15 protein-coding genes are annotated in these 20,297 nt (G+C 45.7%); 5 read left to right on the top strand and 10 right to left on the bottom strand.

Annotated elements, in window-relative coordinates:
• Window positions 1-68: 68 nt before the first annotated feature.
• From CWI76_RS00820 to dnaE, 8 genes are all read right to left on the bottom strand, one after another.
• The gene (locus CWI76_RS00820; protein WP_126758495.1) at window positions 69-800 is read right to left on the bottom strand and encodes a DUF599 domain-containing protein; all 732 of its coding nucleotides are present in this window, start codon (window positions 798-800) and stop codon (window positions 69-71) included.
• 77 nt (window positions 801-877) lie between these two features.
• On the bottom strand, window positions 878-4,054 hold the full coding sequence (locus CWI76_RS00815) for an efflux RND transporter permease subunit (RefSeq protein ID WP_126758494.1): 3,177 nt from the start codon (window positions 4,052-4,054) through the stop codon (window positions 878-880).
• Window positions 4,047-5,264, bottom strand: a complete 1,218-nt coding sequence (locus CWI76_RS00810; RefSeq protein WP_126758493.1) for an efflux RND transporter periplasmic adaptor subunit — start codon at window positions 5,262-5,264, stop codon at window positions 4,047-4,049. Before CWI76_RS00810 ends, CWI76_RS00815 begins: the two co-directional genes overlap by 8 nt.
• A gap of 119 nt (window positions 5,265-5,383) precedes the next feature.
• Window positions 5,384-7,066: a cation:proton antiporter gene (locus tag CWI76_RS00805; protein WP_126758492.1), complete on the bottom strand. Its 1,683-nt coding sequence runs from the start codon at window positions 7,064-7,066 to the stop codon at window positions 5,384-5,386.
• A complete protein-coding gene (locus CWI76_RS00800; RefSeq protein WP_126758491.1) occupies window positions 7,036-7,917 on the bottom strand; it encodes a DMT family transporter in 882 nt (293 codons plus the stop codon). Before CWI76_RS00800 ends, CWI76_RS00805 begins: the two co-directional genes overlap by 31 nt.
• 35 nt (window positions 7,918-7,952) lie before the next feature.
• On the bottom strand, window positions 7,953-8,987 hold the full coding sequence (gene tilS, locus CWI76_RS00795) for a tRNA lysidine(34) synthetase TilS (protein WP_126758490.1): 1,035 nt from the start codon (window positions 8,985-8,987) through the stop codon (window positions 7,953-7,955).
• Window positions 8,988-9,003: 16 nt separating this feature from the next.
• Window positions 9,004-9,960, bottom strand: a complete 957-nt coding sequence (gene accA, locus CWI76_RS00790) for an acetyl-CoA carboxylase carboxyl transferase subunit alpha (RefSeq protein WP_126758489.1) — start codon at window positions 9,958-9,960, stop codon at window positions 9,004-9,006.
• Between the two features lie 18 nt (window positions 9,961-9,978).
• Window positions 9,979-13,482 (bottom strand): DNA polymerase III subunit alpha, encoded by a 3,504-nt coding sequence (gene dnaE, locus CWI76_RS00785; RefSeq protein ID WP_126758488.1) that lies wholly within the window; start codon window positions 13,480-13,482, stop codon window positions 9,979-9,981.
• A 171-nt stretch (window positions 13,483-13,653) separates the two neighbouring features.
• Here dnaE and CWI76_RS00780 point away from each other — a divergent pair, with 171 nt between their 5' ends.
• From CWI76_RS00780 to CWI76_RS00765, 4 genes are read left to right on the top strand one after another with little or no spacing between them, the layout of a single operon-like run.
• Window positions 13,654-14,775 carry an MlaE family ABC transporter permease gene (locus CWI76_RS00780; RefSeq protein ID WP_126758487.1) on the top strand — a complete coding sequence of 374 codons (1,122 nt, stop codon included), beginning with the start codon at window positions 13,654-13,656 and terminating at the stop codon, window positions 14,773-14,775.
• Window positions 14,769-15,536 carry an ABC transporter ATP-binding protein gene (locus tag CWI76_RS00775; protein WP_126758486.1) on the top strand — a complete coding sequence of 256 codons (768 nt, stop codon included), beginning with the start codon at window positions 14,769-14,771 and terminating at the stop codon, window positions 15,534-15,536. The genes CWI76_RS00780 and CWI76_RS00775 overlap by 7 nt, the downstream gene beginning before the upstream one ends.
• A gap of 3 nt (window positions 15,537-15,539) precedes the next feature.
• Window positions 15,540-16,427, top strand: a complete 888-nt coding sequence (locus CWI76_RS00770; RefSeq protein ID WP_126758485.1) for an MlaD family protein — start codon at window positions 15,540-15,542, stop codon at window positions 16,425-16,427.
• Window positions 16,424-17,020 (top strand): ABC-type transport auxiliary lipoprotein family protein, encoded by a 597-nt coding sequence (locus CWI76_RS00765; protein ID WP_126758484.1) that lies wholly within the window; start codon window positions 16,424-16,426, stop codon window positions 17,018-17,020. The genes CWI76_RS00770 and CWI76_RS00765 overlap by 4 nt, the downstream gene beginning before the upstream one ends.
• 32 nt (window positions 17,021-17,052) lie before the next feature.
• Here CWI76_RS00765 and CWI76_RS00760 read toward each other — a convergent pair whose 3' ends face one another.
• Entirely contained in the window at window positions 17,053-17,295 is a 243-nt protein-coding gene (locus CWI76_RS00760) for a hypothetical protein (protein ID WP_126758483.1), read from the bottom strand.
• Between the two features lie 160 nt (window positions 17,296-17,455).
• On the opposite strand from CWI76_RS00760, the gene CWI76_RS00755 reads away from it, so the two are divergent.
• The gene (locus CWI76_RS00755) at window positions 17,456-18,001 is read left to right on the top strand and encodes an Hsp20/alpha crystallin family protein (protein ID WP_157980786.1); all 546 of its coding nucleotides are present in this window, start codon (window positions 17,456-17,458) and stop codon (window positions 17,999-18,001) included.
• Between the two features lie 53 nt (window positions 18,002-18,054).
• On the opposite strand, the gene CWI76_RS00750 is transcribed toward CWI76_RS00755, so the two are convergent.
• The gene (locus CWI76_RS00750) at window positions 18,055-20,280 is read right to left on the bottom strand and encodes an NADP-dependent isocitrate dehydrogenase (protein WP_126758481.1); all 2,226 of its coding nucleotides are present in this window, start codon (window positions 20,278-20,280) and stop codon (window positions 18,055-18,057) included.
• Between the last annotated feature and the right edge of the window lie 17 nt (window positions 20,281-20,297).

Here is a 20,297-nt window from a genome sequence, read left to right as displayed (position 1 = left end):
TAGATCTGGCAGAGCTTGCCCTGTCGCTTCGAAATAACTCGCAATAGTCCACTTCAATACATCAAGTGTCACTGTGATTCTCCATTTTCTTTGATCGGGCCTGGTTCCCACCCTTTGGTCGCTAGCAGGGCTCTAAGTACTTTTGAACGGTACTCACGACGATAAAGCACCGCCACGACAACTGCCGTCGAAGCAATAAATAAATACGGATGAATAAACCAACATAAGTATGCTAGCGCAAAATAATACGAGCGCAGTCCATTGTTATATTCATGGCCAGCTTGGTCGATCACTTTGGCAGCTTGTCGCGCAAATATTTCACGCTGTTCGTCGGTAAATTCGGTTGAGCGATATTGCGGAGCCGCTCCCATAAGCACCGAGACAAAACCGAACTGCCGAATCGACCATGTAAATTTGAAGAATGCGAATACAAACAGTAACGATAGTACCGCGAGTTTGAATTGTACTTTGTCGGGAGCGGTATCAGCGGTGTACGGAATCGATTGCAATACTTCAACCACCTTATCGGCCGACGCTAACAACGTAAGTACACCAGCCAATACCAGAACAGTTGATGAAGCGAAGAACGTTACCGTGCGTTCCACATTGCCAAGCAGCGCCGCATCAGCAATCTGATGTTCTTTGCGGGTGAGGGTTCGCATCCAATCAATACGAAGTTGGCGTAAAATGTGAGAAAGACTGTAGGTAGTACGGGCTCGCAATCGTGCAAATTGGGTATAGATAACCCAGACGGACACAAAAAACAGCAATGCGACGATATCAATAAGCGCCAAGTTCATGCATGACCTTCCTGTGACTAAACGCTAGCAGCATTATTGCTGCTAGCATCTATTAGTGTAAGGTCAATAGTTTAACATTATGTGACGGAATTTTGTTGTTCTGATTTCGGTTCTGGTGGCTTGGTCAGACCATACCAACTTAGCATAGTCTTCATACCGCGACGCATATCGTTCAAGATCAGGTATAAACTTGGCACCAGCAACAACGTAATGACTGTTGCAAAAAGAATACCGAACGCTAACGAAATCGCCATTGGAATCACCAGCTGTGCCTGCATACTCTTCTCAAGCACAATCGGTGCAAGACCGAAAAACGTTGTTAATGAGGTCAAAATAATCGCACGGAAGCGTGCCACCCCGGCCTCAGTAACGGCTTTTCGCAAACTCTCACCGTCAGCTCGGGCGCGGTTAACATAATCAACCATCACCAGTGAGTCGTTCACCACAACCCCCGCCAGCGCAATAATACCGAACAAGCTCAGAATGGAAATTGGCATACCCAAAATCCAATGGCCAACTACCGCGCCAATCATGCCAAATGGTATCACCGACATGATGATCAACGGCTGGCTATACGATTTCAATGGAATCGCCATTAACGCGTAAATAGCAAATAGTGCCAACATAAATCCAAGCGCCAGTGAATTGGTCGCTTCGGCTTCATCTTGTGATGCGCCTTCAAGTTGGAATCCTACCGAAGGATAGCGATCAAGAATCGGCTGAATTTTGTCTTCCCGAACTTGGCGAACAATATCAAATGGCTGCACTTTCTCTTTATCGACGCGAGCACGCACGTTTACTGAGCGTTCACGATTGATGCGTGTAATGGTGTTATAGCCTTTCGCAAAGCGCACGTCAGCTAACTCGGTAAATGGAATTAATGAACCATCCGCAGTGCGTAGCTTCATATCTTCAAGATTACCAACTGACTGACGCTCCGACAGCGGGTAGCGCACCATAACTTTCACTTCTTCGTCATTACGTTGAATTCGCTGTGCTTCAGCACCATAGAAAGCGTAACGTACTTGGCTCGCTAGCTCTTGCAGGGTGATCCCCATCGCTGTCGCTAGCGGTTTCAGTTCAAGAATAATTTCATCGTTACCTTCGCCAAAGGTATCTTCGATATCAAAAACGCCGTCGAATTGGGCAAGATCTTGCTTCAATAACGTTGCCGCTGCGGCGAGCTCCTCAAGGTTTTCACCGGTTAGCTGAAACTCAACGTCAAAACCACCGCCGCCGCCAATACTTCCTTGGAAGTTTAGCGCTTTCACACCGGCAATTTCGGGGGTCGATTCACGCCAATTATTGATAATCGCAAACCCGTCAAGGTTACGGTCTTCGCCCTTTTCAAGTTCAGCGAAAACGGTGCCGCTGGTGGTTCCATTCATCCACACGTTGACATGTTTGATAATGTTTTCGCCATCATCTTGCTCAGCTTTCTTATCCACATCAAGCAATGCTTGCTCAACTGTCTGTAACGTGCGAATGGTTGACTCTTCAGAAGCGCCAGGTTGCATCGTTACATTGGCTTGAATGAAGTCGCTCGGAATATTTGGGAAGAATACCCAGCGCACTGTACCACCGGCGATTAAACCAATCGAAAGAATAAACAAGCCGATAAAAGCAGCCAGCGTGGTGTAACGATAATGTAAGCACTTCTTCAAGAACGGTTGATAGTAAGTCTTAGCAAAATAGAGCAGACCATTAGAGATTTTGTTACGGACACGCTGGAAGCCATTTTGCTTCTCATTACCGTCTTTGGAGAATTTCATGTGTGCAATGTGGGCCGGCAGAATAAACTTTGATTCAACCAGTGAGAACGCCAAACATAAAATAACAACCCACGCGATGGATTCCCAAATGGCGCCCATGCCACCTTCAACCATGAGCATCGGAATAAACGCCACCATGGTGGTGAGTACACCAAACGTCGCCGGCATGGCCACTTTCTTCGCACCAATCACCACGTTATCAATTGATTTGCCGTTCTTTTCAATCTCAGAATAGGCACTTTCCCCAATAACAATGGCATCATCCACCACTATCCCCAGCACCAATATAAAGCCAAACAGTGAAATCATATTGATTGATATGTCAAACATGGGGAGTGGCATGAGTGCGATGGTTCCTAAGAAACACAAAGGAATACCAATCATGACCCAGAATGCGAGACGAAGCTGCAAGAATAACGCCAGCATAATAAACACGAGCGCGCCGCCGAACAGCATGTTGTCGATCATTAAATCGAGTCGACCTTGGAGGTAATACGATGAATCACCCCAGTGCGCGATTTGAACTTCTGGAGGAAGCTCTTTTTGCTTGCGGTCAATGTAACTCTTCACTAACTCTGCAGTTCTTAAATCATTTTGATCGCCAACTGAGTCAACACGCACGAAAGTCGACATTTTACCGTCAAATTGTGTGAACCGACGCCGCTCAATAAACGCATCTTGTACGGTTGCAATATCGCCCAAAGTCAATCGGGTGCCGTCTGGACGTTTGATCAAAACGATTTGTTCAAACTCATCACCAACATAGGCTTGATTATTTGCGCGTAGCAAAATATCGCCGTTCGGCGTGCGAATTGAACCCCCTGCAACATCTAACGAGGTTCCACGAATGGCTGTGACAATATCTTGGAAGGTCAAGTTATAGCGTTGTAAATCAGCTTCAGAGATCTCTACTGAAATTTCGTAATCGCGAGCACCCACCACGTCAACTTTGGTTATACCGCCAATATCTTTAATGTCATCACGAATTTGTTTGGCAAGTTCTTTCTGCGTGGCTTCATTAACATCACCGAATACACTAATCCAAATCACCTGACGTTGCGGTCGAATTCGATAAATATTTGGTTTTTCGATCTGTTGAGGAAAGCTAGGAATGGCATCAACGAGCATTTTAATCTCGTCCATGACGACCTGGACGTCGTAACCACTTTCAACTTCAATTGAAACCGAGCCATTGCCTTCACGGGCCGTGGAAGTAACCCGCTCGATACCATTCACGTCTTCAATGGCATCTTCAATACGAACTAATACACCTTGTTCTACTTCTTGCGGCGCAGCGCCCGGAAACGGTACCTGAATACTAATGATATTCAGCTCAATTTCAGGGAACATTTGCTTGCGCACCTGTCCCACCATGAAAATACCAGTGATGATGATCAATGCCATTAATAGGTTGGCGGCAACAGAGTTATTCGCCCACCAAGCAATAATGCCTTTTTTCGGGTCGATATCGTACTTACTCATTGTCGTTACCTGCTACACCTTCAGCTGGCTGCTCTTTGGTTTCTTGCTGCTCGATGATTGGATCGCCCGGAATTCGCACTTTCATGCTTGGTAGCGCATTCGATAACTGAGTCAATACAACCAAATCGCCACTCTCTAAACCGTCATTGATCACCACATGTTGCGCTTCTGAACGAACGATATTCACCTCACGCTGTTCTAAACGCCGCTCTTCATCCACAACCCACAACGTATTATTAATGGATAAAGCATACCGCGGCACTCGGAATACTTGCTGTGCTTCAATACCATCAATGACCAACTCGACAAAACGGCCGAATCGTAACGGCACTGGATGACGGTCGGTTTTCTGATTGTATGGGTCTTCCACTTCCACAACGCCGTATATCACACGACTACTTTGATCAAGAACACCCTCACTACGAACAAGCTTTCCGTGCCAAGTGTATTTTTCACCCGCAACGTCACTAGTCAATGCGACATGAGGGTAAGCACCATCATGATTCGCTTCAGGTAAATCAATATAAGCCAAATCACGATCACTTAAAGGTACACGAATCTCCGCAACTTCTGAGCCAAACAGGGCACCTACTTGCGTATTCACACTGAGAAACTGACCAATATCGACATTTTTATTCTGTAGGATGCCGTCGTACGGCGCACGAATGACGGTTCGATCGAAGTCTCGTTGCGCTTTAGCTACCGCAGCCTCCGCTGATTGAACAGCAGCAACCGCACTTGCTACTTGAGGTTCACGTATACCTAATGCTGGAATCTCGCCCATTTGGAGCGATTCCCACTCATCTTTGGCGACTTGTGCCCGCGCACTTTCTTCAGCCAACGCGGCTTTCGCTTGAGCCAGTGACGCTTTCGCGCTTTGTAGCGCTACGCGATAATCATCTGGGTCAATACGGATAATCACATCGCCTTTCTTGAAAAAGCCACCATTTACAAAGTTATCCGAAACTTCAATAACTTGCCCACTCACTTGCGTAACCAAATTGGTCATATGCTTAGGCTTTACGTTCCCTTGTCCATTGACTTGAAAACGAATATTTTCAGGTTGTGCTTCAACCACCTCGACTAGCACTGGTGGTCGTTCAGTACTGCGCTGCGGCGGCTTAGGACGTAAAGCTGTCATTAAAATCAATAATAGAATTGCGACAATTAAAATGAGAGGGGGTAATAGTGCGCGTTTCTTAAAGGCCATAACATCCCAGTTCCGTAAGTTAAAATTCTTAAATTTATTTCATACCGTATAGTATGACGAAATCTTGCCATCGCCGTTAGTAACAATGTGTTAGCAGTTGTAAACGAAAAGCGCGCTTTCTATGCGCGCTTACGTATTTCCTCTAGCATTTTTTCAGCCGCATGATCCGCTGCGTCGTGAAGTGGAACAAATATTTCATCAACTCCCGCCTGATTGAGTTCTTTTCGTGTCCCTGGTTGATGCGCTGTAATGACAATTTTGCCCTTAAATTTATGTTGCTTTAGTGCATCGATTAACATCAGCTGCGTTTCAATATCCGGAATAGTACATACCACGGCGTGAGCCGAAGAAAGAGGTAGCGAATCAATAAATTCTTGATCGGAAGCATCACCATATCGCATCGTGATATTTGGGTGGTGGAGCGAACGAGTAACATCAGGATCAAAGTCAACAGCAATGACTCTTATGTTGTTATCGGCAAGTTTTAATGCATATTTTTCGCCGTAACGGCCCGCACCAAATACAATCACTTGCCCCTTATAATCAATCTCATCTGGACTTTGGGTATCGGCGATTTCACGAAACGGCTTGTGCCGCTCGAAAACATCTAAGTACGGTTCAAAGACGTTATATAATTGCCTCGAATACAGAATCATATATGTTGAAGCTGCAATCGTGACTAAGCCGACTAAGGTAACTAAACCTAAGGCTGATTGCGGAATATGCCCTAGCGAAATTCCCATCGCAATAAATATGATTGAGAATTCACTAATCTGCGCGACGGTAAGGCCAGCCATAAAACCTGTCCGTTTGCGATATCCCATATAGCCCATAATTGCCATGACAATCAGTGGATTTCCAATGAGTACAAACACCGATAAGACGATTGCGGGCGCAATCGCATCGCCAAGTGTTGTCATATCTAACGCGCTACCAAGCTCAATAAAGAAGAATAGTAAAAGAAAATCTCGCAAACTTGTTAATCTTGCGCCAATCGCTTCCCTATAGGAGGTTGATGCGAGTGAGAAGCCGGCTAAGAAAGCGCCAACTTCCTTTGAGAATCCAAAGTATTCACCGCTGGCAGCTAATAATGTTCCCCAAGCTATTGCAAACAACAAAAGTAACTCTTGAGACTTGCCAACTTGTTTTAGTAAGTAGGGCAACATAAACTTCATTGCCAATCCGACAAGAATGATTGCAATAATTAGTTTCATTGCAATTTCAGCAATAATGAGAAAAACCCCAGCGTCAGCAGCCGCAGCGCCGCCACTTCCCATAGCCATCATCGCAATAACCACAGCAATGTCTTGTACAATCAAAAACCCCATTGCAATTCGGCCATGGAGTGAATCAATTTCTCGTTTGTCAGCTAATAGCTTGACGACGATAATCGTACTTGAAAATGTTAGAGCGACAGCGACGTAAATCGCCTCAATCATCTCTAACCCTAAAACTAAGCCTAGTCCCCATCCGAATACAATAGTAAATAATAACTGACCTAAACCAGTTGCCAGTGCAACCGGGCCTAGATGACGAATGAGATGCAGGTCAAGTTTCAAGCCGACCACAAATAACAGTACGGTAATCCCAACACTCGCTAACAACGCAATTGGCGCATGATGATTAACCAAATCAAGGGCTGAAGGACCCACAACAATACCGGCGACAATAAACGCGACAATCAATGGCTGCTTTAACAACATACCGATCAGCCCAAGACCGCATGCTATTACCAGCAATAACGTAAACTCTGCATAGATATCTAACACGTTCACTCCCGCAGTCGATACAAACCAACGCATATAAGCGATAAGCCAATTAGCGTGGTTATTTGAATGGTTTCACCGAGTATAAAATAAATTAAGATCAATGAAATAAATGGGCTTAAAAAAATCAACGTTGAGATTTGTGCTGTTTTCGTGGCTAATCGCATTGCAGTAAGCCACAAGAAAAAGGTGATACCCATTTCAAAAAGACCAACGTAGATCCCTGCCCATATTCCCTGCCAGCTAAGATTGAAATAATTTATTCCTGAGTCAGTACTTGAACTAAGGAGATTAAACAGTACTAGCCAGCCACTTCCCCACGCAAAACACCAAAATAACGCAGGTACCGGTTTATCCGTATTCTTTGTGTTTATCAGCCAGTAGCTTGCCCAGAGTAAGGTGCTAAACAGAGCGAGGCCGATACCAATCCAATTCGTTTGTGCGAAATCCCAATTGCCTCCAGTCGCGATTAAGAAAACGCCAGCATAGGCTAATAGCATAGCAAACAGTTCTTTTGCCGTGAGTTTTTGATGCAAAAACGGCACTGCTAGAAGCGACATGGTGATTGCCCAAGTGTAATTTATGGCTTGAGCTTGCTGCGCAGGTAATTGGTTGTATGCCGCAAACAACACCCAATAGTAGGCGGCGGGATTAATGAAGCCTTGTAACGCATAGAAACCGAAACGTTCACGCCCTACTTGCCAGACTACGCGCCAACGTTGTTGCACTGACAAAATGACGGCAAACGTTAGCAGGCTAGTAAAGGCAGCAATTGTGAGTAATTGCAGTGGCGTTAAATAACGTAGTGCTAACTTAAAAGCCGTTGCGACGGTCGACCAAAGCAACACTGCGGCAAGCGCGTAGAAAATGGCTTTACGCTGATCCATATTGTTCCTTGAACAAAATGACGAAGTCACACAACCTAGCGTGACTTCAGAGTAAGAACAAGTAATCTGTCCTTGTTATCGGCGGTAATCCGCTTCACTGCACAGTTAGCCCATTCAACACAAGGGCTGGCGTCATTGGTCGTCAATAGCATTTGCGTGCGTAACTGTTCCAGTTGCGCATACGACGGAATCGCAGCTTGCTGGTGTTGCAACCAATATCGCAAAACACCACGTTGCAATTGTTCATCTGTATGTTGTAGCCAACGCGTTGCTAAGCGGCCCTGACTATCAATATGGGGGCGAACACGATCGTCCAACAATTGCTCCATAAGCTGTTGCGTCTCACTACAAAGTTGCGCACTTCGCAGTACCGCTTGACCAAAATGTGGCCAACGCTGCTCTAACTTTGGAATCACTTCATGACGTAAAAAATTTCGCTCGATGCTCGTGTCATAGTTGGTATCATCTTCAATCCAGAACAACTCACGCGCATTAGCATAACGATAAATTTCTTCTTTGCTGATATCTAACAGCGGTCGCAACCACGTTTGTCCGCCTTTTTTGCTCTGCATCGCCATCGCCGCTAAACCTTTGGGCCCTGCGCCACGTTTGAGTTGCAGTAAAAAGGTTTCAATTTGGTCATTGCGATGTTGGCCAAGTAAAAAAATAGCATCGGCGTCAGCAAGTTCATTCAAGCGCTGATAGCGCGCCTCGCGCCCCGCAGCCTCTTTACTAATACGACTACCGGAAGGCACATGTAGCGGCTCGCAAATCATCGGAAAGTTTCGACGTTGGCAGTCTTCGACAAGGCCTTGCGCCCAATCACCCGAGTTCGGATGAAATGCGTGATCTAAATGCACGGCCAAAAAATTGAACTGTGGAGATTCGGTGCGAAAATGGTCAGTTAAATCAAGTACAGTTTGCGAGTCCGCCCCTCCACCGAGGCACACGACAATTTGCTGGTGTGGCTTCGGTTCTAGCGCTAACAGACGTTGCTTAAACAACGTATAAAGGGGATCAGTGTTGCCACTGTCCCCTTTATTACTCGTTGTCGATGTCGCATTATTCAACGCGCATCACTCCAGTTTAACAATAACCAAATGACATCAGTTTTTGATAACGCTGCTCGAGGCGAGCTGCGCTATCTAGATTCACCAATGAGTCGAGGTCTGCTAGTAATTGTTTCTTCAATCGACGCGCCATTTCTTGATGATCCCGATGCGCACCACCTATCGGCTCTGCAATAATTGAATCAATTAAGCCTAGCTCTTTCGAACGTTGTGCAGTTACACCCATTGCTTCAGCTGCTAAAGGAGCTTTTTCGGCGCTCTTCCAAAGAATCGATGCACAGCCTTCCGGTGAAATAACCGAGTAGGTTGAATATTGCAACATATTCACGCGGTCACCCACGCCAATAGCTAATGCCCCGCCCGATCCACCTTCACCAATAACGGTACAAATAATCGGCGTATTTAAACGTGCCATGACTTTTAAATTACGAGCAATCGCTTCCGATTGACCACGCTCCTCAGCACCGATACCAGGGTAAGCGCCCGGCGTGTCGATAAACGTGATAATTGGCATTTTAAAACGCTCAGCCATTTCCATTAAGCGTAACGCTTTGCGATACCCCTCAGGCTTTGGCATACCGAAATTACGGCGAATTTTCTCTTTTGTTTCACGGCCTTTTTGATGACCAATAATCATCACTGGTTTGCCGTCAATACGAGCCGTGCCGCCAACAATCGCTTCGTCGTTCGCAAATGCACGGTCGCCAGCCAATTCGTCAAAGTCTTCAAAAATGTGTTGAATATAATCAAGCGTATAAGGACGCAACGGATGACGCGCTAATTGTGCGACCTGCCAAGCACCTAAATCGCCAAAGATCTTTTCAACTAATTGCTCGCGCTTCTCTTGAAGCTTTGCGATTTCTTCTTCGATAGAAATATCGAAATCACCCTTTGCGCCAACCGCTTTTAATTCTTCGATTTGCGCCTGAAGTTCTGCAATAGGCTGTTCAAAATCTAAAAATTTAAGACTCATTATGGCTCCCATTTGCCATTAAAATTCGAGTTCAACCGCTTGTTGACCAAGCTTTTGCTGTAACTCATACATCAATTCATCGGTTGGGGTCACATACCATTCTGTGGCCGCCACATAGTCTGCCGTTAAATCGGGGCGCACATAACGGATGTGCAACGGACACGAGCCCTGTTTAAACGGCTCAATCAGTTGTTTTAACTGAGCGAGACCTTGCCCTTCTAATTGTTCTTGACGCACTGTTAACCGCAACGTTTTTGCATATTGCTCACGCATGCCGACAATCGTCATCACCTCTCGAGCCGTCATTGTATTGGCAGAGGAGTAATCATCAAAGCTGACCTCTCCTTTTACCACTAAAATTTGGTCTTTTTCGAGCAGATGTTGATAATTTTCATAATCTTTAGCATAAAAACGCACATCAAATCGCGCGGTTTTATCATGTAAGGTGACAATTGCCCAACGTTGATTCTGTCGATTCAACATTGTGCGCACGTCGACCACGAGTCCTGCCACCGTTGTCGTTTGATCGCGCCCAGTTGGACGTACATCAGCCAACACGCACGGCACATAATTCTTCAGCTCTTGGCGGTACCGATTTACCGGATGTCCAGTTAAGTATAGCCCAAGAGTTTCGCGCTCGCCCTCTAGCCACATTGCCTCAGGCCATGGCGGTACTTGCACAAACTCATGTTCAATCTCAACATCATCGGCAGCCGAAGTGAGTACGCCGAATAAGTCGCTCTGGCCAATCGCTTCAGCTCGGGCGTGTTGTTCCGCCTGACGCATGGCTTTTTCAAGCGTTGCCATGATAGTCGCTCGGTGTGGGCCTAATGAATCCATAGCGCCAGCTTTGATTAATTTCTCAAGCACGCGGCGATTGAGCTTTTTCAAATCAACTCGACAACAAAAATCAAAAAGATCGGTAAATGGTCCCTCTTCGCGCGCTGCAAGAATTGCCTCAATCGGACCTTCACCCACACCTTTTATGGCACCAATGCCATAAACAATTCGCTGCTGTTCATCTACGGTAAACTTGTAACGTCCAACGTTCACATCTGGTGGAAGAACTTTCAGCCCCATGTTTTCGCATTCATCCACTAAGGTGACAATTTTATCCGTGTTGTCCATATCAGCTGACATGACAGCAGCCATAAATTCAGCCGGATAATGCGTTTTCATCCATAGCGTTTGGTAAGAAACTAAAGCGTATGCGGCCGAGTGCGACTTGTTAAAACCATAACCCGCAAATTTTTCAACGAGGTCGAATATTTTTATCGCCAACTCACCATCAATGCCATTTTTCCGCGCGCCTTCTTCAAAAACCGCGCGCTGCTTTGCCATTTCTTCTGGTTTCTTTTTACCCATGGCGCGTCGCAATAAGTCCGCGCCACCGAGCGAGTAACCTGCGAGCACCTGGGCAATTTGCATTACCTGTTCTTGATATAAGATAACGCCATAAGTTGGTTCTAGAATCGGCTTCAGGGATTCATGTTGATAATCTTTATCCGGGTACGAAATCGCTTCGCGCCCATGTTTACGGTCAATAAAGTTATCCACCATGCCCGATTGCAGCGGACCAGGTCGGAACAAGGCAACGAGGGCGATAATATCTTCAAAGCTATCGGGCAGAAGCTTTTTGATGAGCTGCTTCATTCCAGATGATTCAAGCTGGAACACCGCCGTCGTCGCTCCCTTTTTCAATAACGAAAAACAAGCGGGATCATCGAGTGGAATGTGATTAATATCGATTGGTGGCTGACCGTCGCGTTGACGATTAGCATTCACCATATCTAACGCCCACTGAATAATAGTGAGGGTACGCAGACCTAAGAAGTCAAATTTAACCAGCCCAGCAGCTTCCACATCGTTTTTGTCGAACTGTGTTACCGGTTGTTTCCCTTCTTCGTCGCAGTACAACGGCGAGAAATCAGTAATGCGTTCAGGCGCAATCACAACGCCACCAGCGTGTTTGCCGGCGTTTCTCGTTACCCCTTCAAGAATCCGCGCCATGTCGATAATTTCACGAACATCATCATCTTGTTCGTACATTTCAACTAAGCGTGGTTCAATTTCAAACGCCTTCTCGAGTGTCATTCCAGGATCACCCGGTACCAACTTGGTAATTTTATCGACAAAACCATAGGGGTGACCGAGTACGCGACCGACATCACGAATCGAAGCTTTGGCCGCCATGGTGCCAAATGTAATAATCTGCGATACAGCTTCACGCCCATATAATTCCGCTACGTGATCAATAACCTCGTCACGGCGGTCCATACAAAAATCGATATCGAAATCGGGCATCGAGACCCGTTCCGGATTCAAGAATCGCTCGAAAAGTAAGTCGAGTTCGAGTGGATCGAGATCGGTAATTTTCAGCGCATAGGCCACGAGCGAGCCGGCACCTGAACCACGCCCGGGTCCAACAGGAATATTGTTATCTTTGGACCACTGGATAAACTCCATAACGATTAAGAAATAACCCGGAAACCCCATCTGGTTAATAACATCGAGTTCAATCTTAAGTCGCTCATCATAAGGCTTGCGTAATTCTGCACGCTGCTGAGGATCAGGGAATAACACTTCTAATCGTTGCTCAAGACCTTCTTGTGATTTTTTCACCAAGAAATCTTCAGGTGTCATACCACCGGTAGGAAATTCTGGTAGAACATATTCATCAAGTGTAACCGTCACGTTACAACGCTTAGCAATTTCGACGGTATTGGCAAGCGCTTCGGGAATGTCCGAAAATAACTCAGCCATTTCTTCGGGGCTTTTTAAATATTGCTCTGAACTGTATTTCTTGGGCCGGCGCTTGTCGTCAAGCGTGTAGCCATCTGATACCGCAACACGTACCTCATGAGCTGTGAAGTCTTCAGGACGTAAAAACATGACTTCATTGGTTGCCACCACCGGCGTTTCGGTTGCGGCTGCTAACGCAACGGCTGCATGAACGTATTCGTCCTCGCCTGGGCGTCCTGTGCGTTGTAATTCAAGGTAAAATCGATCGGTGAAATGCTGCTGATAAAACTGAAGTAGTTGACGCGCTTCATCTTCACGATTCTGCAGAATTTTCCGACCAATATCGCCTTCTCTACCACCCGACAGGAGGATTAATCCTTGCTGGTGCTCAGCTAACCATTCTTTGTTGATACAGGGTTTACCGCAACGATGACCGGCCAAGTAACCACGACTAATAAGCTGGGTCAGTTGTTGATAGCCAGCATTGTTCATGGCTAATACGGTTAATCGAAATGGTTCTTCCTGAGCGTCTGTCGTCCAACCTTCTGGTAACACCCACAAATCGCAGCCGATGATTGGTTTTAAGCCTTTATCATGCGTTGTGCGATAAAAGCGAACCAAGCCACACATATTCATTTGATCGGTTAACGCGAGCGCAGGCATCCCCATCGCTGCGGTTGCTTCGCAAATAGGTTTTACCTTCGCTAAACCATCGATCATTGAGAAATCGCTGTGAATGCGCAGGTGAATAAATTGAGGCGGTTGGTTTACATCGCTCATGCGTTACTTCATACAATCCTTAGTCATCATTTGCCTATTGTGCCGTATGCGTTAGTGTATGTCATGTAGTGATTTTAGCCTTAACGAAACCCTGTAAAAAATGGCTAAAATCTGACTAAAAGTTGAAAGGTTGTTATAGTATTTCTGAATTGAATCACTAAGTTGAGCACAATGCCAGATTCTAGCTTTGTTGAATACGATAGTTCAAAACAGTCACTTCAATTGAGTGGCTCGTGGACGTTTGAGAATTATCTAAGTATCCAGAAGTCGCTACGCAACATTCCTGCCGATAATACCATTAAGACAATTGATTTCAGTCAGCTAGAACGACTTGACCTTAACACGGCGAGTTTAGTTGCTGAATTCGTTTCACCGTCGACTCTTGAGAAGCTTGTTGCATCAACACAACAGTTAAACCCTCACCATCGCGATATCTTTCAGCAACTCTTGCGTGCCTATCAGAACCAGCAAACAAGCTCAAGCGAAGCGAAGCAGCCATGGTTTGCCTTTATCGCGCAGTTGGGGGCTTGGGTCTCATGGCAAAGTTATCAATTCATTATTCTTGTGAATTTTATTGGTCGTGTGTTACTCACCACTTTGGCCGTGCTACCGCGTCCAACACGATGGCGATTTACCTCGTGGTTCTTTCACATGCAACAAGCAGGCTTAGCTGCCATTCCCATTGTCGCCTTGATGGCGTTTTTAATTGGAGCCGTTGTTGCTTTTTTGGGGGCCACGGTTTTAAAAGATTTCGGAGCCGCCATTTATACCGTCGATTTGGTTGCGTTTGGCTTCATGCGTGAGCTCGGGGTGCTGCTGGCAGCTATATTGCTGGCCGGTCGAACCGCTAGCTCATTTACCGCTCAAATAGGTGCCATGAAAGTTAATGAAGAACTTGATGCTATGCGTGTCGAAAAACTCGACGCCGTTGAGTTATTGGTTATCCCTCGTATTTTAGCCCTGCTAATTATGTTGCCCTTATTAAGTTTCGTATCGACTTTAGCCGGGTTGCTCGGTGGCGCTGCGGTAGCTATCGCGAGCCTAGATATTTCACCCACACAATACTTGTCAATTTTAAACGAAGTGCCACTACGGCATTTTTGGGTTGGCCTGAGCAAAGCCCCATTTTTTGCCGTTGTCATTGCCATCATTGGCTGCCTTGAAGGCTTCAAAGTAACCAACAGCGCCCGCTCCATTGGCGAACATACAACCTCGAGTGTCGTTCAAGCGCTGTTTGCGGTTATTTTGCTTGATGCTATTGCCGCCTTGTTTTTTATGGAGATGCAATGGTAATGAATGACTTACAACCGATATTATCACTTGAGGACATTACCAATCGATTTGGCGCAACAGTCATTCACGAGAATCTTAATCTCGACGTGAATACGGGAGAAATATTGGGATTAGTCGGAGGTTCTGGTGCCGGCAAATCAGTACTTTTGCGAACCGCTATCGGGTTGCATAAGCCAGTTGCCGGTTCCATCCATCTTCGTGCCAAGCAAGTTGGCGTGTTATTTCAGCATGGCGCTTTATTTTCATCAATGACCGTTATCGAAAACGTTGCCTTACCGCTTTTTGAGCACACTTCATTGTCGCGAGCTCAAGCACTACACCTTGCCAGCTTGAAACTTGCTTTAGTCGGGCTTGATCAGGCAGCTGGTGCACGCTATCCGGCTGAGCTATCCGGTGGCATGATAAAACGCGCCGCATTGGCACGTGCTTTGATTCGAGAACCAGACATGCTATTTCTTGATGAACCAACTGCTGGACTTGATCCAATTAGTGCTGCAGCATTTGATCAGCTCATTTTGACTCTATCCAAGGCTCTTGGCTTAACCGTTGTCTTGGTCACCCATGATTTAGATACGTTGCATGCTATTTGTGACCGGATTGCGGTGCTTTCTGACAAACAAATTATTGCTATCGATACGCTCGCCAAGGTGGCGGAACATAAGAATGACTGGATTCAATCCTATTTCCATGGTCCGCGTGGGCGTGCCATTATCGATAAGCCGCCATATTCACAACACTCAAGTCTTACCGTGGAGAATTAACTCATGGAAACAAAAGCGCACCATATTATTGTTGGAATTGCGACACTAGCAATTCTTCTGGCGGGACTTGCATTCACGCTTTGGTTAGCGAAAGCTGACTCTGAGCAAGCCTACAAAAACTACGATGTACTCTTTGAAGAACCGGTCTCAGGTTTGACGGTCGGCAGTCCAGTTCAATTTAATGGCATTAGTGTTGGCGAAGTGACCCAATTGAGTTTAGATAAAAACGACGCGCGCGTGGTACGAGCACGCATTCGCATCACTGCCGAAACCCCCATCACCAAGGCAACCAAAGCTTCACGAACATTATTAAATATTACTGGTTCAAGCGGAATCGCACTGGAGCAAAGCGTTGCAAGAAGCGAACCTATCAACAACCAACACGGTATTCCTGAAATTGTTGCTGAACCATCTGAGCTCACCCAATTACGTTTGAATACCGAGGAATTGTTCGTCAATGTGAGTCAGGTTATTAACAACGCGAATCGGCTTTTTTCTGAGAATAATATGCAAGCCATTGAATCAATTCTTGCCAATGTTGATACGTTTAGCGGTGAACTAGCTGAGCAATCGCAGAACTTCGCGTCAGTGCTCGACAACTTGGAAAACAGTACTAGGCAACTGAATGATTCATTGATTACTTTAGAGAGTGAATTAACTCAACGTAGTGACCCCCTCTTTAATAAAGCCGAAGAAACGCTCGCCAATTTGGCAGATGCCAGTAATCAGCTTAATGAATTGATGCAACATAATCGTGGCAATATCGATGCTGGCATGGCCGGTATTGCCGAAGTTGGCCCAACCCTACTCGAGCTGCAAGTTACCCTTAAGCGCCTTAATGCGATTGCTGCGCGCTTCGAAACTGAACAGATGAAGGAGTATCAACCGTGAAGCTAAACAATATCATGATGGCTGTTGGCCTAGTCTTCGTTTGTACAGCGTGTAGCGTGATACCTGAGGCTAAACCAATCGATTTTTATACGTTACAGCCAGCTTCGGTTAATCAAAGCGAGTCAGTCAAGTTATCTCATATTCGCGTTGCGGAGCCAGAACTCAACGACGCCCTGCAGCTCGAGCGTATTGTTCGAATCACTGCCGATGGTAGCATCTTGGCCTACCCGAATGCGAAATGGAGCACATCTATTGCCACCCTCTGGCAAAGCTGGATGCTCGATGCATTGTGGCGCGATAGTCGCTTTGAACACATTAGTTCAAGTCAGCAAGGGTTTGATAGCGATTGGCAAGTTTCAGGGCGGCTACAAGCGTTTCATATTGAGGAAACAAGTTCCGGTCCGGTCGCTGTAGTACGCTACGATGCGCAGTTGGTTAATACCAAACAGCGTAAAGTGACGAAGAGTGAGAGTTTCGCTGCACGGATTCCCCTCAGCGGAGATGAAACCGATCACGCAATTAATGCGTTAAGCGCAGCAAGCTCAGAAGTTGGTGAGCGTTTACTTGAATGGCTGGCGGCGTCATCCAATTGACGCCGCGAACTTATATTACTGGTTTGAGGTTCTTAACTAAACGTACCGACAAACGCTTGAATTCCCTCTTGCTTTAGACCATCTAAAGCTTCTTCAAGTGCCGCGGCATCGGTTTCAAAATGATCTTCCCAAACTGTCGAATTATTATCGGCATCTACAATTTCAAGAATCCAGTTACTGTCTTCGGTGCGATAAATATCAATGCTAACAGTTAAACCGTCGGCAGAAAAATCTTGGCATAACGGGCTTTGAATATAGTCAACCGCGTCAGTCATATCATGTCCTTTTTGAACTCATTGGTAGAATAAGCGCGCATTCTAGCACCATCTGAAAAAAATTTGATAACTATCATTGATTAATTTTTAAACAAAACCATATTAAATCTCGTGTTGAAACGCTCAGCACATGATGCCATTTAAATTGGAGGTCATTATTATGAATGATTCTAATTTGTCTCGGTTAGCTCCTTGGAACTGGTTTAAGCATGAGAGCGATAAACCACAACAGGGTAACCGTTCTAGTTCACTAACCCCTTTCTCTCGTTTCCACGATGAAATGGATCGGCTTTTAAATGATACGTTCAAAACCTTTACGGTGCCTCGATTATTTGACGAACATAACGCCGATTTTTGGAAGAATACGGACGTTATTTTTCGGCCTAAAGTTGATATTAGTGAATCACCTGAGCAATACAGTATTAGTGTTGAATTGCCAGGCGTTGAAAAGAAAGACTTGAAGCTCTCAGTGGAAGGAAACTACTTGACTATTCAAGGCGAAAAACGCTCTGAAGAAACCAGAAAGAATGATAATTACCATACCATAGAGCGCCGATATGGACATTTTCAACGCGTTCTAAATTTACCTGACGACGTAAAAGCAGATAGTGTTTCTGCAACATTTAAAAATGGTGTTTTACATATTTCTATCGGCCGAGATAAATCGAAGTCAACGTCTGATCAACGAGAGATTCCCATCTCCTAATAAAAAGGGCATCCACATGGGATGCCCTTTTATTGCGCCATTTTTCGGCGAGGTTATAGGTTCGCTAATGCGTTATTTAAAGTTGCTGATGGGCGCATTGCCTTATCAACCAAATCAGCATTTGGTTGGTAATATCCACCAATTTCAACTGACTGACCTTGAACACCGTTGAGCTCTTCAACAATCTTCGCTTCGTTCTCATTCAAGAATTTAGCGAGTTTACCAAAGCGCTCAGCCAAAGCAGTGTCTTTGCTCTGTGTTGCAAGTGCCTCTGCCCAGTACATACCGAGATAGAAGTGGCTACCGCGGTTGTCTATCTGACCAAGTTTGCGCGCTGGCGATTTATCATTTTCTAGAAATTTCGCTGTTGCTGCATCAAGTGCATCGGCAAGAATTTGTGCACGCTCATTGTTATTGCGCTGTGCAAGATGCTCAAGTGATGCTGCCAACGCGAGAAACTCACCAAGTGAATCCCAACGCAAGTAGTTCTCTTCAACGAACTGCTGAACGTGCTTCGGTGCAGAACCACCAGCGCCAGTTTCAAATAAGCCACCGCCGTTCATCAACGGTACAATTGACAACATTTTCGCAGAAGTACCCAGCTCAAGAATTGGGAACAAATCCGTCAAATAGTCACGCAACACGTTACCAGTAACAGAAATGGTATCTTTGCCGTCTTTCATACGCGCCAATGTGTGTTTGGTCGCTTCAGTCGGAGCCATAATACGCAAATCTAGGCCGTTAGTGTCGTGCTCTTTTAAGTACTCATTTACTTTTTTGATTAGCTCGGCATCGTGCGCACGATTTTCATCGAGCCAGAATACTGCTGGCATACCGCTTAAACGTGAACGGTTGACTGCTAACTTAACCCAGTCACGAATTGGTGCGTCTTTCACTTGGCACATCCGCCAAATATCGCCTTTCTCAACATCGTGAGAAAATACCGTTTCTCCCGCTTGGTTTAAAACAACCACGGTGCCATCAGCAGGAATTTCAAAGGTTTTATCGTGAGAGCCGTATTCTTCAGCTTTCTGCGCCATCAGACCAACGTTTGGTACAGTACCCATGGTTGATGGGTCGAATGCGCCGTGTTCTTTACAGAAATCGATGGTCGCTTGATACACGCCGGCGTAACAACGATCAGGAATCATCGCTAGCGTATCTTGTGTTTTGCCTGCACGGTTCCACATCTTACCGCCATCACGAATCATTGCTGGCATTGATGCATCAATGATGACGTCACTTGGTACGTGCAAGTTAGTGATTCCTTTATCTGAATTCACCATCGCTAACTCTGGCTGTTGGTCATATACAGCTTGGATATCAGCTTCCACTTCAGCACGCTGATCAGCTGGCAGTTCAGCGATTTTTGCTAAAACGTCACCAAATCCATTGGTCGCATCAACACCTAATTCCTTGAACAGACCAGCATGCTTTGCAAATACATCAGCGAAATAAACTTTCACCGCATGACCGAACATGATTGGGTCAGAAACTTTCATCATGGTAGCTTTTAAGTGCAGCGACAATAATACGCCCTGCTCTTTAGCAGCTGCGGTTTCTTTTGCAAAGAACGCTTGTAACTGTGCTGCACTCATGCGCGCCGCATCGACAACTTCGCCGGCTAATACTTTAACCGAATCTTTCAGTACTGTTTGACCAGCTGGTGTGTTTAATACAATTTTAAGATCGTCAGCTTGAGCAAACGTGGTTGACTGCTCGCTACTATAAAAATCACCGTCGCTCATATGAGCAACGTAAGTTTGTGAGTCTTTTGACCAGGTCCCCATGCGATGCGGATGCTTCTTCGCATAGTTTTTAACCGAAGCAGGTGCGCGACGATCTGAATTACCTTCACGAAGTACTGGGTTTACGGCAGAACCTTTGATTTTATCGTAACGTGCTTTGACATCACGCTCTTCATCGGTTTGCGGTTCAAACGGATAGTTTGGAAGATTATAACCTTGGGCCTGCAACTCTTTGATTGCTGCAGTTAACTGTGGAATCGACGCACTGATATTCGGTAACTTGATGATGTTAGCTTCTGGTGTCTTAGCCAATTCACCAAGTTCAGCAAGAGCGTCACCAATACGCTGCTCGGCTTTTAAATACTCTGGGAAATTCGCAATAATACGACCAGCTAACGAGATGTCACGGGTCTCAACAGAAACACCTGCAGCATCAGTAAACGCACGAATAATCGGTAGCAACGAATAGGTTGCTAAACGTGGTGCTTCATCAGTTTCGGTATAAATAATCTTTGAACTATCAGTCGACATAGTGATTCCTATTCATT

Origin of the sequence: Pseudidiomarina marina (assembly GCF_003987045.1) — a bacterium.
Taxonomy (GTDB): domain Bacteria; phylum Pseudomonadota; class Gammaproteobacteria; order Enterobacterales; family Alteromonadaceae; genus Pseudidiomarina; species Pseudidiomarina marina.
Note: the sequence above shows the minus strand (reverse complement) of the source record. Positions and strands in the feature narration are given on the sequence as shown.